Here is a 15790-nt window from a genome sequence, read left to right as displayed (position 1 = left end):
CGGCGGACCGCTTAGGGGGCGAAGCGCACCGTCGCGGTCGTGCCCTGGCCCAGTACGCTCTCCAGCTCGACCTTCCAGCCGAAGCGCTGGCACAGGCGATGGACGATCGACAGGCCCAGGCCGGTGCTGTGCTGGCGCGACTCGTCGGCGCGATAGAACGGCTCGAATGCGCGCAGCATCGCGTCGTCGCTCATGCCGATGCCACTGTCGCGCACCACCAACTGGTCGCTGTCGACGGTGACCTGGATGCGCCCCTCGTCCGTGTAGCTGCAGGCGTTGCGCAGCAGGTTGCTGACCACTACATGCATCACCCGCGGCGGCGCATGCAGGCGCGGCTTGGCGTTGCACACCACATTGAGGTCGACCGGCTTGCCGATCAGCAGGTCGCGTGCGCTTTCGGCCTCGTCCAGCACGATTTCAGCCAGGTCGAAGGCCTCACGCTGCGGCTCGACATCGGCCTCGCGCGCCAGGATCAGGAAGGCGTCGATCACCGCTTCCATCTCGCGGCTGGAGCGCTGGATCCGCTGTAGCGAACGCACCGCGCGCGGCGGCAGGTCGCCGGCCAGGGCCATGTCGCTGGCCACGCGGATCACGGTCAATGGCGTGCGCAGCTCATGGCTGGCGTCCCGGGTGAAGTCGCGCTCGCGCGCCACCTGCGTGGCCACGCGCTGCGACAGCCCGTGCAGCGCCTCGGCCAGCTGGCGGGCTTCGCCCTGCACGTCCTTGGGCAGTCGATCGGGCGCCAGGGCCGAGGTATCGGGCTCACGCGGATCCCACTGCGCGACCTGGCGCGCCAGCCACGACACCGGCGAGACCAGCCGGTGGAAGAAGCGATAGGTGATGTACGAAGCGCCGTACAGCGCCGCCAGGCACAACAGCAGCGGCAGCGCACCTGACCAGAAAAACAGGCGCTCGGCCTGCGTTCCCAGCCAGACCAGATACAACCGGCCAGCCGCGCGGTCATCGACCAGGACCTGTTCGCGGCCCACCGTGTGGGTGCCCGGCGGCAAGCCGCGCAGCTCTTCTGGCAGGCTCAGCTCGGACTCGCCGCGCGGCACCAGGTAACCGCGCAGGTCATGCGTGTTCGGCGGTGGCTGTGCGGGTGAGGTCGCGTAGAGATCCCAGTAGTGGGCCGCTTCCTCGGTCAGCATGGTCTGCACCAGGCTGTGCTTGATCACCGCGGACACGATCAGGACCGTCGCGATCACCGCGAGACTGGCCAAGGCCACTCTCAGGATGAAGGCAACGCGGATATTGCTGGGCAGCCCGTGCGGCACGGCGACGTCAGGAGGCTTGCGATGACGCTACGCGCGCGCCAGAAGGCGCACGCGCAGGGTCATCAGGCGATGTCGGCAACGCGATAGCCGGCGCTCTGCACGGTGTGCAGCAGCGGCTTGTCGAACGGTTTGTCGATCACCTTGCGCAGGTTGTACAGATGGCTACGCAGCGTGTCCGAATCCGGCAGGCCATTGCCCCAGATCTCGCGTTCGATTTCCTGGCGGGTCACCACGCGCGGCGATTCGCGCATCAGGATGGTCAACAGGCGCAGGCCGATCGGCGAGAGCATCAGCTCGGTGCCGCCGCGGGTGACGCGCATGCTCACCGGGTCCAGCACCAGGTCGGCGACCTTGAGCACTTCCGAACCCACCTGGCGACGCTCGCGGCGGATCAGGGCGCGCAGGCGGGCTTCCAGTTCCTGGATCGCGAACGGTTTGGTGAGGTAGTCATCGGCGCCGGTACCCAGGCCGCTGAGCTTGTCGTCCAGCGTGTCGCGGGCGGTCAGCATCAGCACCGGCGTGGACTTGCGCGCCTCGCTGCGCAGGCGGCGGCAGACTTCCAGGCCGTCCATGCGCGGCAGCATCAGGTCCAGCACCAGCACGTCGTAGCTGTTTTCCGTCGCCAGGCGATAGCCGTCCAGGCCGTCAGAGGCGTAATCGACCTCGAACCCCTTGCCTTCCAGGTATTCGCCGATCATTTCCGAGATGTTGCGGTTGTCTTCGACTACCAGCACCAGCCCCGAGGTTTCCTGTGCATGCCGCATGTTGTTGCTCTCCGAAAGGCCTAAAACTTCAGGTTTGTGAAGCTATCGGCCGTGCAGTGCACGAGGCGTGAAGGCTGCGGGATACATGCACGTTGATTCGGAGACCGCCGTCAGCACTGGGTTCTGCACGCCATTCCGGCATTGCCCTGCCTAGACTCGCGCCTTCTTCTCCCGCGAGTGCGCGCCATGCTCGACCGTGTCCTGCCCATCCTGATGCTGGTGGGTTCCAACATCTTCATGACCTTCGCCTGGTACGGACACCTCAAGCACAAGACCGCGCCGCTGTTGATCACCATCCTGGCCAGCTGGGGCATCGCCTTCTTCGAATACAGCCTGCAGGTGCCGGCCAACCGCATGGGCAGCGCGGTGTACTCGGTGGTGCAGCTCAAGACGATCCAGGAAGTGATCACGCTGGTGATCTTTGCCGGGTTCAGCGCGTGGTTCCTGGGCCAGCCGCTCAAGTGGAACCACTACGCTGCCTTCGCGCTGATCGTGGGCGCGTCGTTTCTGATGTTCTACGAGCCTGGCGCCAAGCCCGCAGGCTGAAGGTCGCGTCAGATCCGCACGCGGCCGCGCAGGATGTCGACAAACATCACCCAATCGCCCATCAACGAATACAGCGGATGCCTGAAGGTGGCCGGGCGATTCTTCTCGAAGAAGAAATGCCCGATCCACGCACACCCATAGCCACAGACCAGCGCGGCGATGGCAAAGCCCCAGCGGCCGGTCCAGAGCGCGGCTGCGAGCAGGCACAGCACGCCGCAGCTGCCCAGGAAATGCAGGCGTCGCGAGGTGCGGTGGCAGTGTTCGCTCAGGTAGAACGGATAGAACTGGCGGAAGCTGGCGTAGCGGCGCATGACAGGCACCGGAGGCGGCGGTGATGCAGTGTCCTGCCGCCTCGCGCAGGCCGTCACGCTGCGCTGCGGAGGTTTTCAGCTACCGCGCGGAGCGAACATGATGACCGCCATGCCGCACAGGCACAGGCCCGCGCCCAGCAGGTCCCAGCGCGTGGGCCGCACGCCGTCGACCGCCCACAGCCAGCCCAGCGCCACCGCGATGTAGACGCCGCCATAGGCAGCGTAGACCCGGCCCGAGGCCGCCGGATGCAGGGTCAGCAGCCAGGCGAACAGCGCCAGGCTGGCCGCGGCCGGCAGCAGCAGCCACGGGCTGCCGTCGCGGCGCAGCCACAGCCACGGCAGGTAGCAGCCGGTGATCTCAGCCAGCGCCGTGGCCAGGAACAGCAGCAGCGTGGTCATGCCGCGCCGTCGCGCTCGGCCTGCTTGGCCCGTGCCCACAGCGCTTCCTGCGCATCCAGGTCCAGCGCGCGCATCGTGGTGCCGCCGTCCTCGGCCAGCGCTTCCATCGCGCGGAAGCGGCGCTCGAACTTCGCATTGGCGTGGCGCAACGCGCTGCCGGCATCGACCTGCGCCTTGCGCGCCAGGTTGAGGCAGACGAACAACAGGTCGCCGATCTCATCCTGCAGGCGCGCCGCACGCAGCGGATCTTCTTCGGCGCGGGCCAGTTCGACCTCGACCTCGGCGATTTCCTCGTGCAGCTTGGCGATCACCGGCGCAGGGCCGGGCCAGTCGAAGCCGGTCTTGGCCGCGCGCGACTGCAGCTTGGCCGCGCGCTGCCACTCGGGCATGCCGCGCGAGATCCCGGCCAATGCGGAAAGATCGGTGTGGCCCTTGTCGGCGCGCTCCTGGCGCTTGATCGCATCCCAGTTCTGCACCACCGCGTCGGCATCGTCGGCCTGCGCCTGGGCGAACACGTGCGGATGGCGCCGCACCAGCTTGTCGCTGATCGCGCCGACCACGTCATCGAATCCAAACGCGCCCTGTTCCGAGGCCATCTGCGCATGGAACACCACCTGCAGCAGCAGGTCGCCCAGCTCGTCCTTGAGATCGTCCAGGTCGCCGCGGTCGATCGCGTCGGCAACCTCGTAGGCTTCTTCGATCGTGTACGGCGCGATGGTGGAGAAGTCCTGCTCCAGGTCCCACGGGCAACCGCCGTCGGGATTGCGCAGCTGCGCCATGATGGAGAGCAGGCGCTCGATGTCCGTGCCGGGCGCGGTCATTGCGTCACCTCGTTGCGATGTGGGGAGAATCGAACGGGCGCGTCAGACCCAGGCGCGCCACGGCAGCGACACATCGCCCAGCGCCATGAAGTCGCCGTTGAGCAGGCTGTCGCGCCGGTTGTAGCGGAACGCGCGGCCATCGGGCGCCAGCAGCGCGCCGCCGGCGGCTTCCAGAATGCACTGGCCTGCGGCGGTGTCCCACTCGCAGGTGGGGCCGAAGCGCGGATACACGTCCAGCAGGCCTTCGGCGATGTGGCAGAACTTCAGCGACGAGCCCAGCGGCACGGCCTCGGCGCCCGGCAACTGGTCCAACACGGCCTGGGTGCGCGGATCGCGATGCGAGCGACTGGCGGCCACGCGCAGCGGCGCGGCGGCGGGCTGGCGGGTGCGCAGCTCGCGGTCGGTCTCGCCATCGCGGCGCAGCGCGCCACGGCCGAGCTGGGCGTGCCAGATGGTGCCGGTGACCGGCGCCATGATCACGCCGAACACTGGCTGATTGGCTTCGATCAGGGCGATGTTGACGGTGAACTCGCCGTTGCGCTTGACGAACTCGCGGGTGCCGTCGAGCGGGTCCACCAGCCAGTAGGCGTGCCAGTCCTGGCGCGTGCTCCATGGGATGCTGGCGCCCTCCTCGCTCAGCAGCGGCAGCTCCGGCGTGAGCCGATGCAGGCCGTCTGCGATGATGCGATGCGCGGCGAGGTCAGCGCGGGTCAACGGGCTGTGGTCGGCCTTGTGCTCGACTTCGAAATCCTCGGCGTACACCGACATGATCGCCGCCGAGGCGTCGCGGGCGATGGCGATGACGGCCTCGTGCAGGTCCGCGGTGATGCGGCTCATGCCTGCCCCGCCAGCCATTCGCGGGCGATGAACAACGCCGCCAGCGAACGCCCTTCGGAAAAATCCTCGCGCAGCATCAGCTGGTCCAGCGCATCAAGCTTCCACGGCACCACTTCCAGCTCCTCGGGTTCGTCGCCGGCCAGGCGCTCGGGATAGAGATCGCGCGCCACCACCAGCCACGACTGGTGGCTCATGTAGGTGGGCGCCAGGGTCATCGCCCGCAGCACGTCCAGCTGGCGGGCACCGAAGCCGGCCTCCTCCTTGAGTTCGCGATTGGCCGATTCGATCGGCGTCTCGCCTGCATCCATGCGGCCCTTGACCAGGCCCAGCTCGTAGCGATGCATGCCGGCGGCGTATTCGCGCACCAGCAGCACCGTCTCGTTGTCGATCATCGGCACCACCACCACCGCGCCGTGGCCGCGACCGACCTGGCGTTCGAACTGCCGGCGTTCGCCGTTGGAGAATTCCAGGTCCAGCCGCTCCATGCGCAGCGGCCCGGCCGCGTGCTCGGTGATGCCATGGATGGTGGGCAGCTTGCGGCTCATGGGCGGTGCCTGCTGCCGTGTCCGGCAGGGGTCGATATCATGGGCGCATGCAGGAAGATCATCAGCCGCGAATGCTAGCAGAGGCCGGCACCGATTCCGCGCCGCCATGCAACAGCCGCGCGTGCAGCGGCGCCGCAAACCGAGCGCGGCACATGCGTCATGTCACGCGATGCACGGCTTCGCGCCCTGCCACTCACTTCGCTCCAGAGGACATCCGATGCGCCTGACCCGCGTGCATGTCGAGGCCAGCCTGTCGCCCGGCGCGCAAGTGTCGCTGCCGGAGGACGCCGCCGCCCATCTGTCGCGCGTGCTGCGCCTGCGCGAAGGCGATGCCTGCGTGCTGTTCAACGGCGACGGCCAGGATTACGACGCCACCCTGACCAGCATCACCAAGCGCGAGGTGCTGGCGCAGATCTCCGGCGCGCGCGCGATCGACAACGAGTCCCCGCTGCACATCACCCTGCTGCAGGGCATCGCGCGCGGCGAGAAGATGGACCTGATCCTGCAGAAGGCGACCGAACTGGGCGTGGCCGCAGTGCTGCCGGTGGATTCGGAGCGCTCGGAAGTGAAGCTCTCGGGCGAGCGGCTGCACAAGCGCCTCGCCCACTGGCGTGGCGTGGTGGTGTCGGCCTGCGAACAGTCCGGCCGCGCGCGCATTCCCGACGTCGCCGAGCCGCAGCCGCTGCTGGCCGCCGCAGCCGCCCTGCCCGCCGACGCGCTGCGCCTGCTGCTCGACCCGCAAGGCACCCATGCCTTGAAGACGCTCGCCGCGCCGACCTCCAGGCATGTCGTGATCGCCATCGGCCCGGAAGGCGGCTGGTCGCCGCGCGACCGCCAGGCGCTGGAATCGAACGGCTTCCAGGGCCTTCAGCTCGGCCCGCGCGTGCTGCGCACCGAAACCGCCGGCCTGGCCGCCATCGCCGCGGTGCAGGCGCTGCTGGGCGACCTTTAGGCGCTTGACGCAACGCTCAGCTCGCAAACAGAAACGCCGGGCATTGCCCGGCGCTTTTCATTCGACACATCAGCGCGCCGTTACTGCCAGTTGGCCAGTTCCTCAGCGGTGATCTTGCCGTCGTGGTTCTTGTCGACCAGGCGGAACTCGCTGGACAGCGCGTGGTTCTCCGGTACTTCGTCGCGGGTCAGGACGCCGTCGCCATTCTTGTCCAGCTGCTGGATCGTCACCTTGTAATCGGAAGCGTTGGCCAGCGTATTTTCCTGTCCCCAGTTGACGGTCACCGGCCCCTGCGGGGTCTGCATGGTCACGGTCCTGAAGCCCTGCGGCGGCAGCGCCGAGGTCAGCGTGTTGGGGGCGGAGGTGGCCGGCGGCGCGATCGTTTCGGCGGACTGCCGCGGCATGGCCGTTTGCGCCTGCGCGGCACCCGCCAGCACCAGCAGACCCGGCAACACACCGGAACGAAGCAACGTCTTCATGCCACCAGCCTCAAGGTTGAAATCTGGCGCAAACCTTGGCACCGGCGCTGCGATTGAGGCGTGAACCCTGCAGGCCGAACAGGCCCGGCTTGAACGGTCAGGCCGGCTGGGCGATCGCGCCAGCGACCATGCGCTCGATCACTTCCAGGTCCGGCAGCAGCGCGGCCTCGTCGCCCAGCAGCACGCGCATCTGCACGCCTTCGGGCAGGGATTCCTCGCTGGCGTCGGCCAGCAGGCCGTCGCGCGGCACCGAGATCAGGCGCGGGAACGACTGGGTCAGCAGGCCCATGTACGGCATCGCCTCGCCCCCGGTGAGGGTCTTGAGCACGACGATCTTGCTGGCGGCGTTGACGGTCTCGCTGCCCAGGCCGCCCAAGTTGACGATCGACACCAGCGGCACCTGCCAGCCCTGCCAGTCGATCGTGCCGGGCAACCACTGCGGCGCATCGGCCACCGGCTGGACCGGGACACGCGCCAGCACTTCGGCCACGGTCGCGTTGGGCAGCAGCACACGGTCCTGCCCGGCCTGGACCAGCACGCCGCGGATTTCATCATTGGAACGTGCCATGGCCTTCAGGCTCCCAGGTGTTCGATCACGCGCTTGGCGAGTTCTTCGGGCGAAGCGGTATCGCCGCCGCCGCTTTCCAGTGCCTTGGCCGCGGCCCAGTCGTAGCAGCCCTGCAGCGACTGTCCGGCCACCAGCGCGCCACGGGCGCCCATCATCAGCGCCGGCTCGGCGTTGTGCGCATCGGCGCCGCTGAGCAGCAGGACCGCGGTGCGATCCGGCGGCAGCGCGCCCAGCAGGGTCGGCACATCGGTGCGTCCTTCGGCGAAGCCGATCATGCCGCCGTCGGCTTGCGCGGCGACATCGTCGGGCACCACGTAGACGTAGCCGGCGCGCGCGGCCATGCCGGCGCGGGCCAACAGCACCGGCAGCGGCGAGATGCGCTGGATCTGCTTGGAAAGATTGTCGTAGCGGCCGCCATCCAGGCGCAGGTGCACCAGCACTGGCAGCTCCAGCGACACCGGCAGGCCGGACAGCACGCGACGCACCGCGTCGGGGCCGCCGATGCCCGCGAACAACAGCACCGCGCCGCGCACCTTGCTGCCGGCGGCGTCGGCTTCGGCCGGGGCCGCCTCGGGCGTATCCAGCGATTCCAGTTCCAGCTTCAGGCTACCGAAGCCCGGCGGCAGCGGTGGCGGCACCGCCGGCGCAGCGCGGACCGGCACCACCACTTCGAAATCCTCGACCAGCGACAGGTGCGACAGCGACGCGGACTTAGGCGCCTGCAGCGCAACCGGCGTCTGGACCGTCGGCGCGACCGGCGCAACGGCGACCGGTGCTTCTTCGAGCGGCTCCAGCGGCAGCACCGCGTCTTCGACCAGCGCCAGGCGCGCGACGGTCGGCGGCGGCGTCCAGCTTTCGGCGTCGAAGGTGAAGGCATCGACCGGCTGGGCTTCCGCGCCTTCTTCAGGCACCGACAGTACGGTGCCGAAGACGTGTTCGTCCTGATGTTCCTCGACGCCTGCCTCGGGCAGCGACGTCACCAGGCCAAAGTCCTGCCCGTCTTCAGGCAAGGCTTCGGCGTCCATTTCCAGCGGCGGCAACGGCGTGCCGAAGACATGCTCGTCCGGCAGCGACGCCGACTGCACGACGGCTTCGTCCAGATGCAGCTCCAGCGCATCGTCCTCGACGAAGGCCGGCGGCTGCGGGCGGCCAGGCTCCGGCGCCTGCGGCAGTTCGATTTCCGCGCCCGGCGGCAGCACGTCGCGATGGCCGTGAAGTTTGGCCGACAGGTGCCGCGCCCAGCGCTGCGCGTCCCAGCCCACGCGCGCAGAAGCCAGGTCGGCCTCGTCGTAGATCACGGTGAGCTGCGGGTTGCCCAGGAACGGATCCAGTCGCACCAGCGCATCCTCGATGGACGGCTCCAGCGCCACCAGCACCGCATGCGGCTGGCTGGCAGACAGGGCTTCAAGCGCCAGCTCGTTGGGATCGTCTTCCAGCGCGATCTGCGCGCCGGCGCTGACCAGCGCGCCGCGCAGCTGCTCGCGCGCCACGCCCTGCCTGGCCAGCAGGGCGACGCGGGGCGCGGAAGAAACGCTCGAATCAGTCGCGGACACGGGCCATCCCCAGCAGGTCGTAAACGTTGCGCATCAAATCCAGTTCCTGGTACGGCTTGCCCATGTAGCGCTGCACGCCGATCTCCAGCGCGCGCTGGCGATGCTTGTCGCCGGTACGCGAGGTGATCATCACGATCGGCACGCCGGCAAAACGCGGATCGGCGCGCATCGCGGTGGCCAGCTCGTAGCCGTCCATGCGCGGCATTTCGATGTCCAGCAGCATCAGGTCGGGCACGCGTTCTTCCAGGCGTTCCAGCGCCTCGACGCCATCGCGCGCGGTGCTGACTTCCAGGTTGTGGCGCTCCAGCACGCGGCTGGTGACCTTGCGCATGGTCAGCGAATCGTCGACCACCATCACCAGCGGCACGTGGCGCTGTTCGGCCGGCGCGACGGAGGCATTGGCCAGCGCCGGCTGGGCGATGAAGCGACGCACCAGCGGCGCGGCGTCCAGGATCACCACCACGCTGCCGTCGCCGGTGATCGTGGCGCCGTAGATGCCGGGGATCGAGCCGATCTGCGGACCGACCGGCTTGACCACGATCTCGCGGTTGCCCAGCACCTGGTCCACAGCCACTGCGGCGCGCAGTTCACCGGCGCGCACCAGCAGCAGCGGGATCTGCGGCTGGCCTTCGGCCTTGGCCGGGCCCTGCCCGACCAGCGTGCCCAGGTCGTGCAGCGCATATTCCTCGCCACCGTAGACGTAGGCCGCATCGGCGGCTTCGAAGCGCTCGCGACTGATCCGGCCGACACCGCCCACGGCCGCCACCGGCACCGCGAACTGGGTCTCGCCGATCTGCACGAACACCGCCTGCGTGACCGCCAGCGTCTGCGGCAGGCGCAGCGTGAATGCCGTGCCCTGGCCGCGCGTAGAGGTGATTTCCAGCGAACCGCCGAGCTGGCGGACCTCGTTGTGAACCACGTCCATGCCCACGCCGCGACCGGCCAGCTGGCTGACTTCCTCGGCGGTGGAGAAGCCCGGCTCCAGGATCAGGCGTTCCAGGTCGATGTCGGCCAGTTCGGCCCCGGCCGGCAGCATGCCGCGCTGCTCGGCGCGACGACGAATCGCCGCATGATCGATGCCGGCGCCGTCGTCGGCCACCTGCAGCACCATTTCCGAGCCTTCGCGACGCAGCACCACGCGGACCACGCCTTCTTCCGGCTTGCCGGATTCGCGGCGGGCCTGCGGCGTTTCCAGGCCGTGGGCCACGGCATTACGCAGCAAGTGTTCCAGCGGCGCGGTCATGCGCTCCAGCACGTTGCGGTCCAGCTCGCCGTGCGCGCCTTCCAGCTGCAGCTGCGCCTGCTTGCCGGTATCGCCGGCGGCCTGGCGCAGCACGCGGCGCAGACGCGGCACGCTGCCTTCGAACGGCACCATGCGCGCGCGCATCAGGCCATCCTGCAGCTCGGAGCTGACGCGCGACTGCTGGCCGAGCAGGCTGTCGTTCTGGCGGGCCAGATCGTCCAGCACGGTCTGCAGGCCGCTGATGTCGGCCGCCGATTCGCCCAGCGCGCGGCTGAGCTGTTGCAGCGTGGAGAAGCGGTCCAGTTCCAGCGGATCGAATGCGGTGTCGCGCGTGTCCTGCTCGCGCTGGTAGCGGGCGACGATCTGGGCTTCGGTTTCCAGGTCCAGGCGGCGCAGCTGGTCGTGCAGACGCGTGTTGGTGCGATCCAGCTCGGCCATTGCCGCGCGGAAGGCGCCCATCTGCTGTTCCAGGCGGGCGCGGTAGATCGCCACTTCGCCGGCGTGGTTGACGAGCTGGTCGAGCAGGTCCGCGCGCACGCGCACCTGTTCCTGGCCGGTGCTGAGCGTGGAATGCTCGTCATCGCCAGCCAACTGCATGTCGATCGGCGCCGACAGCGCCGGCAGTTCCGCGACGGGCTGCGGCACGACGGCGGGCGCGGCGACGACGGGTGCCAAGAAAGCCGGGACCGGCGGCGGCACAGGCTCAGGCGAGACTTCGGCCTCAAACTCCGGTTCAGGCTCGAAGGCGACCTCAGGTTCGATCGATGCCGGCGATTCGTCAGCAACGTCAGTCTGGGCCGCAAGCTCGAACGCGTCCGTCGGCGTGGCGTCCTGAGCTGCTTCTTCGCTGAACGCGATCGGCTCGCCCGTCTGCTGCGCCTTGGCCGCAGCGCCGTACGAGGTACCCAGTGCCGCATCCAGGGCAGCGAGCAGGTCGGCGTCCAGGTAATCGTTGGACGATGCGCTTGCCGCCAACGCTTCGGGAGCCGGTTCGATCTCGAACACGGGCGCAGCAGGTTCGGCGCTGTCGGCAGGCGCGTCGGCGACCGGCGGCAGGCTGATCTCTTCGACGTCCTCGAAGGGCTCGGCCGGCGTCAGGTCTTCAAGCGAGAGCGGTGATTCGAGACCGATGCCGCCCAGCGGCGTTGCATCCGGTTCGGGCTCCAGCGTCAGCTCGGGTTCGGGAGCAGACGCTTCGTCTGCCAGTTCGTCGGTGGCAGGCGCCTCGTGCGCCAGTTCGAACGAGGTCGTCTCGGCGACGTCTTCGATCTGCAGCGCGTCGTCTTGCGCGATCTCCTTGGAGCGCTCAACCGCGGCATCGTCTGCATTCGAGGCGGCGTCGTCTTCCGGCGGCGCAGCGGCTTCGATCGTCTCGATCTCGAAGACCTGCGGTGCGTCTTCCGACGGCGCGTGCGGGACGGCATCTGGCTCGGCGGGCGCTGCTTCGACAGGCTCGGCGAACGACGCCGCACCGTCGTCGAACTCGACCAGGGCGGGCGGCACCTCGGCTTCAGACTCGAACGTCACGGCATCCGGCGCTGCGATCACTTCGCCGCGGGCACGGGCATCGAACTCGGCGACCAGATCCGGACGTGGCGTGGCCACGTGATAGGCCGCAGTGCGTGCCAGCATGCCGTGCAGTGCATCGAAACCACGTTCCAGCAGGGCGATCACGCCGCGGTCGACGTCGGCGCGATGCTCGGCGATCTGCTCCAGCAGCGACTCGATCGCGTGGCCCAGGTCACCGATGGCCTCGATGCCGGCCATGCGCGCGCCGCCCTTGATGGTGTGCAGGTCGCGCTGCAGGCCGATCACCAGGCCGCGGTCGTCCGGCGCATTGCGCAGGCGCGCCAGCAGGCCGTCGGAGTGGTCGAGCAGGTCGTTGCCTTCCTCCACGAAGATATCGACCAGATCGCGATCGATCAGGGTGAAGTCGAGCATCTGCTCGGCCATGGCCGGGGCTTCCGTCGCTGCGGGAGTGGGAGGCAGGTCCACGCCATCCTGTGCGGATGGGGTGTCCTGCTCCGCCTCGGGGGCGACGGAGAATTCAGTGAAGGCTTCTGCTTCTGCTTCTGCTTCTGCCTCGGTTTCAGTTTCGCTTGCGGCCTGCGGCGTCGACTCAGGCGCTGCAGGCGCGGCATCGAAGCCTGAGGTGATGCCCGTCGTGTCCGCAGCATCCACGCGCTCGGCCCAGGCCATCGCTTCGGCGGCGGCTTCCGGCTCGGTCAGGCTGACGCCGGAGACATCCGCTTCGGCGTCGGTCGAGGCCAGCGCAGTCGCGTCCAGATCGGCCTGGTCGAGATTGCTGAAGTCCGGTGCATCGTCGTGCGATGGCGCAGCTTCAAGCGCCTCGCTCGAAACAGGCGGCGCATCCGCGAATTCAATGTCGCTGGAAACCGGCTGATCATCGCCCGCGGTCGGCAGCACCGCATCTGACGACAGGGCTTCCACGTCCACGCTGGCGTCGTGCCAGGCATGGGCTTCCAGCGCGTCTCCGGCGGGCGCCGGATCGAAATCGGCACCGGCATGCACATCGCCCGGCAGCGCCGGCGGCGGCACGACGTTCAACGGCGCGCCGAGCGTGATCGTCGCATCAGTGACCGGCACTGCAGACTCCGACCAGCGCGGCTCGGCGCGGTAATCGAGCTTGATGTCAAACCAAGGTGTATCGCCCGACTCCGGCAGCGCCGGCACGGCAGGCGCGGCGTCCGCCACCGAGGGCGCTTCGACCGGCGATGTGTCTGTTTCGAACGCGGCGTCGGACGCAGCATCTACAGGCGCATCCGGCAGCGACGACAGATCGATGAAATGCGAAAGATCCATCGCGCCGGTCAGCGCCACGTCCGGTGCAAGATCGGGCGCGAACGGGCTGGTCGGCAGCTGGCCGTAGGTCGCCTGGCTGCGGTCGTCGACCACGGTGGAGACCGGACGGGCCACCTGCGGCAGGCTGTCGCGCAGCGCGCCCAGTTCAGCGCGTAGATCGGAGAACAGCGGGATGCGCGGCTGCGATTCCTGCAGCGCGGCGATCGCGGTGCGGATCGCCGCGGCCGCCCCAGACAAGCCCGCAACGCCGGCCGCATCGGCGGCCACGCCGTTGGCCAGCAGGCGCTTGACGTATTGCTCGGCGCGGCCGGTGATCTCGGTGATCTCCGGCACGTCGGCCATCGCGAACGCGCCGTTCATCGTGTGGAACGCGCGCAGCAACGGATCGGTCGCCACCGCCGTGCCAGCAGCCAACGCGGGCTCCAGCCACGCATCGACGGTCTGCAGGTGATTGTTGACCTCGGTTTCCAGGATCTCGCGCAGCACGCTGTCGACCGAGGCCGGCGTGCCGTCCAGATCGGGCACGAACACGGGCGCGGCGGTCGCTTCCGTTGGGGCTTCGACCGCAGCCGGTGCCTGCGCCGTTGCCTGCGGGCGATAGAACACGTCCTCGCCTGCGGCCACGCGATCGGCCATCGCCTCGATGCCGGCCAGGTCGGCCTGCACGCCAGTGTGGCCGCGCAGCGCGGCATTGAGCTGCGGCAGCGTGTCGGTGGCCTGTTCCAGCAGCGCGACGACGGCCGGCGATGCGGGACGCGAGCCGTCCAGCACGCGGTTGAGCATGTTCTCGATCTTCCACGCGAACTCGCCCAGCAGGCGCGCACCGACCAGGCGGCCGCTGCCCTTGAGCGTGTGGAAGACGCGGCGGATCGGACGCAGGCGGTCGAGGTTTTCGACGTGGCTGGTCCAGGCCGGCAGCATTTCGCGCAGGTTGCCGATCTCCTCGTCGAACTCTTCGAGGAAGACATCGCGGATTTCGTCGTCGATGTCGTTGCCGGTGAGGTCGAAACCCCCTTCCAGCAGCTGGCCGTTGTCGGCGAGCGCAACGTCCGTGGCGTCGATCGCCTCGACGGCGTTGCCAGCATTGATGGGCTCGATGGCTTCAGCCGGCGTGACTACGTCGGTCGCTTCGATCATCTCGATCGCTTCGACATCGAACGAATCGATCGGCGCTTCCAGCGCATCGGCCGCGACGGATTCCGGCTCGATCGTCTCTGGCTCGAACGCAGCGTCGAACGATGGCGCCACTTCCGCCACCGGCTCAGGCGTCGGCTCGGTGAACGCGGGCAATTCGGGCGGCTCAGGCGACACCAGACCATCGACAGGAAGCTCGAAGACCGGCGCCACTTCAGGCTCGGCCTCATGGGCCACCGGCGCATCGTCGCCCGCATCGAACGCGACCGGTACATCGGCGCCGGATTCGACCTCGGACGCGACCGGCGACACCGGTTCGAACGCAGCTTCCACCAGCGCAGCCTCGTCTGATGCGAATGCCGCGTCGATCTGATCCGCCTCCTCCGCAGCCGTCGGCGCGAGCGCGTCAAACTCACCCGCCACCGGATCAAAACCGTTATCGGAAGCCTGCGCCGGCACAAATTCAGGCAGTTCCGGCGCGCGTTCGATCGAGAACGCGGGTGCCTCGTCGGCGGAATCGATCGGGCTCGAATCGAGCGCGTCGGCGGTGAACTCGGGCGCAGGCGCGAACGTCAGCGGCGTCGCGTCGCGTTGCACGGCAGGCGCGTCGTCCTGCGGTGCAAGCGCCATCGGCGCCGGCGCGTCCTGCTCGGACGGCAGCGGCCAGTAGCGCAGCGTTTCCAGGCTGGAACGGGTGATGCCGAGGATTTCCTCGCGGTTGGGACGATGCTCGCGCAGCGCCTCCAGGTAGTACTCCAGGCTAGCCATCGCATCGGCCAGCGTGTCCAGCTGCGCGCCACCGGGCACGCGCTGGCGCTGGATCAGTTCGGTGCCGATGTAGCGGCGCACGCCTTCCAGATAATCGGCCGGCTCTTCCAGTTCCAGCATGCGCAGGGCGCCGCCGACCTCGCCCAGCAGGCGCGGCATGTCCTGCAGCTGGTCGTGGTCCCAACCGGTTTCGATGAAGGCGACGAACTGCTGCCGCGCTTCGGAGAAGTTGCGGATCGCCTCGCCGGCCAGCGCCTCGACGGTACGCTGGGCTTCGACGGTCTGCGTGTCGGGCGCGGTGTTCTCGCCCAGGTGCGTGACCTGGTCGTCCAGCGACGCATCGACGTAGAGCAGCGCGCCGGCGATGTCCATCAGCGCGCCCTCTTCCGCGGCGCGCCGGCCATCGACCAGCTCGGCCAGCGAGTCGCGCTGCTGCAGCACGACGTTGCGCGCCAGTCCCAGGCCCATCATGCCCAAGGTGTCGGCAACGCTGGCCAGCTGGGTGACCTGCGGCGCCAGCCCGGCGATGTCGGCCCCGGTGCGCAGCTGCAGGTCCAGCGCGTCCTTGACGCGCATCAGCTCTTCCTTGACCGCACCGCCGACCGTGTCGAGCAGCGCGCGGTTACGGCCGCTGATGCTGCTGCGGGCGTGTTCGAGTTCGGCTTCGCTCGGCGAAGCCGCGGCTTCCAGGTCGAAGGCCTTGCGCAGGTCGTCCAGCGCTGGGTGCATCGCCGGCGAATGGGCCACCTGGTAGAGCAACTGGCGGGTCG

At 68.8% G+C, this 15790-nt stretch carries 13 protein-coding genes; 2 read left to right on the top strand and 11 right to left on the bottom strand.

The features are described from left to right. Positions 1-11 precede the first annotated feature (11 nt). Both BMZ17_RS11800 and BMZ17_RS11795 read right to left on the bottom strand, forming a co-directional pair. On the bottom strand, positions 12-1277 hold the full coding sequence (locus BMZ17_RS11800) for a sensor histidine kinase (RefSeq protein ID WP_093138764.1): 1266 nt from the start codon (positions 1275-1277) through the stop codon (positions 12-14). 62 nt (positions 1278-1339) lie between these two features. Continuing rightward, positions 1340-2041, bottom strand: a complete 702-nt coding sequence (locus tag BMZ17_RS11795) for a response regulator transcription factor (RefSeq protein WP_014159900.1) — start codon at positions 2039-2041, stop codon at positions 1340-1342. A 186-nt stretch (positions 2042-2227) separates the two neighbouring features. Between BMZ17_RS11795 and BMZ17_RS11790 the strand changes: the two genes are divergently transcribed. Then, a complete protein-coding gene (locus tag BMZ17_RS11790; RefSeq protein ID WP_093139676.1) occupies positions 2228-2587 on the top strand; it encodes a DMT family protein in 360 nt (119 codons plus the stop codon). Between the two features lie 8 nt (positions 2588-2595). Here the strand turns inward: BMZ17_RS11790 and BMZ17_RS11785 are convergent, their stop codons facing one another. From BMZ17_RS11785 to nudE, 5 genes are all read right to left on the bottom strand, one after another. Further along, positions 2596-2898 (bottom strand): Mpo1-like protein, encoded by a 303-nt coding sequence (locus BMZ17_RS11785; RefSeq protein WP_093138763.1) that lies wholly within the window; start codon positions 2896-2898, stop codon positions 2596-2598. Between the two features lie 75 nt (positions 2899-2973). After that, on the bottom strand, positions 2974-3297 hold the full coding sequence (locus tag BMZ17_RS11780) for a YnfA family protein (RefSeq protein ID WP_093138762.1): 324 nt from the start codon (positions 3295-3297) through the stop codon (positions 2974-2976). Continuing rightward, positions 3294-4118 (bottom strand): nucleoside triphosphate pyrophosphohydrolase, encoded by an 825-nt coding sequence (gene mazG, locus BMZ17_RS11775; RefSeq protein ID WP_093138761.1) that lies wholly within the window; start codon positions 4116-4118, stop codon positions 3294-3296. Before mazG ends, BMZ17_RS11780 begins: the two co-directional genes overlap by 4 nt. A 42-nt stretch (positions 4119-4160) precedes the next feature. Further along, positions 4161-4955: a 3'(2'),5'-bisphosphate nucleotidase CysQ gene (gene cysQ / locus BMZ17_RS11770; protein WP_093138760.1), complete on the bottom strand. Its 795-nt coding sequence runs from the start codon at positions 4953-4955 to the stop codon at positions 4161-4163. After that, positions 4952-5500: an ADP compounds hydrolase NudE gene (gene nudE / locus BMZ17_RS11765; RefSeq protein ID WP_093138759.1), complete on the bottom strand. Its 549-nt coding sequence runs from the start codon at positions 5498-5500 to the stop codon at positions 4952-4954. Before nudE ends, cysQ begins: the two co-directional genes overlap by 4 nt. 217 nt (positions 5501-5717) lie before the next feature. Between nudE and BMZ17_RS11760 the strand changes: the two genes are divergently transcribed. Further along, a complete protein-coding gene (locus BMZ17_RS11760; RefSeq protein WP_093138758.1) occupies positions 5718-6452 on the top strand; it encodes a 16S rRNA (uracil(1498)-N(3))-methyltransferase in 735 nt (244 codons plus the stop codon). An 80-nt stretch (positions 6453-6532) separates the two neighbouring features. Here the strand turns inward: BMZ17_RS11760 and BMZ17_RS11755 are convergent, their stop codons facing one another. From BMZ17_RS11755 to BMZ17_RS11740, 4 genes are all read right to left on the bottom strand, one after another. Next, entirely contained in the window at positions 6533-6931 is a 399-nt protein-coding gene (locus BMZ17_RS11755) for an EF-hand domain-containing protein (RefSeq protein ID WP_093138757.1), read from the bottom strand. A gap of 97 nt (positions 6932-7028) precedes the next feature. Continuing rightward, positions 7029-7499, bottom strand: coding sequence for a chemotaxis protein CheW (locus BMZ17_RS11750; RefSeq protein WP_093138756.1), 471 nt, complete (start codon positions 7497-7499; stop codon positions 7029-7031). Positions 7500-7504: 5 nt separating this feature from the next. Continuing rightward, positions 7505-9052, bottom strand: a complete 1548-nt coding sequence (locus tag BMZ17_RS11745; RefSeq protein WP_093138755.1) for a chemotaxis protein CheB — start codon at positions 9050-9052, stop codon at positions 7505-7507. After that, positions 9039-15749, bottom strand: coding sequence for an Hpt domain-containing protein (locus BMZ17_RS11740; protein ID WP_254775323.1), 6711 nt, complete (start codon positions 15747-15749; stop codon positions 9039-9041). The genes BMZ17_RS11745 and BMZ17_RS11740 overlap by 14 nt, the downstream gene beginning before the upstream one ends. Positions 15750-15790 lie beyond the last annotated feature (41 nt).

The organism is Pseudoxanthomonas sp. GM95 (assembly GCF_900109775.1).
GTDB lineage: Bacteria > Pseudomonadota > Gammaproteobacteria > Xanthomonadales > Xanthomonadaceae > Pseudoxanthomonas_A.
Note: the sequence above shows the minus strand (reverse complement) of the source record. Positions and strands in the feature narration are given on the sequence as shown.

Coding starts and splice junctions, on each gene's coding strand:
- BMZ17_RS11795 (WP_014159900.1), bottom strand. CDS start 2,041: ATGCGGCATGCACAGGAAACCTCGGGGCTGGTGCTGGTAGTCGAAGAC.
- BMZ17_RS11790 (WP_093139676.1), top strand. CDS start 2,228: ATGCTCGACCGTGTCCTGCCCATCCTGATGCTGGTGGGTTCCAACATC.
- BMZ17_RS11785 (WP_093138763.1), bottom strand. CDS start 2,898: ATGCGCCGCTACGCCAGCTTCCGCCAGTTCTATCCGTTCTACCTGAGC.
- BMZ17_RS11780 (WP_093138762.1), bottom strand. CDS start 3,297: ATGACCACGCTGCTGCTGTTCCTGGCCACGGCGCTGGCTGAGATCACC.
- mazG (WP_093138761.1), bottom strand. CDS start 4,118: ATGACCGCGCCCGGCACGGACATCGAGCGCCTGCTCTCCATCATGGCG.
- cysQ (WP_093138760.1), bottom strand. CDS start 4,955: ATGAGCCGCATCACCGCGGACCTGCACGAGGCCGTCATCGCCATCGCC.
- nudE (WP_093138759.1), bottom strand. CDS start 5,500: ATGAGCCGCAAGCTGCCCACCATCCATGGCATCACCGAGCACGCGGCC.
- BMZ17_RS11760 (WP_093138758.1), top strand. CDS start 5,718: ATGCGCCTGACCCGCGTGCATGTCGAGGCCAGCCTGTCGCCCGGCGCG.
- BMZ17_RS11755 (WP_093138757.1), bottom strand. CDS start 6,931: ATGAAGACGTTGCTTCGTTCCGGTGTGTTGCCGGGTCTGCTGGTGCTG.
- BMZ17_RS11750 (WP_093138756.1), bottom strand. CDS start 7,499: ATGGCACGTTCCAATGATGAAATCCGCGGCGTGCTGGTCCAGGCCGGG.
- BMZ17_RS11740 (WP_254775323.1), bottom strand. CDS start 15,749: ATGCACCCAGCGCTGGACGACCTGCGCAAGGCCTTCGACCTGGAAGCC.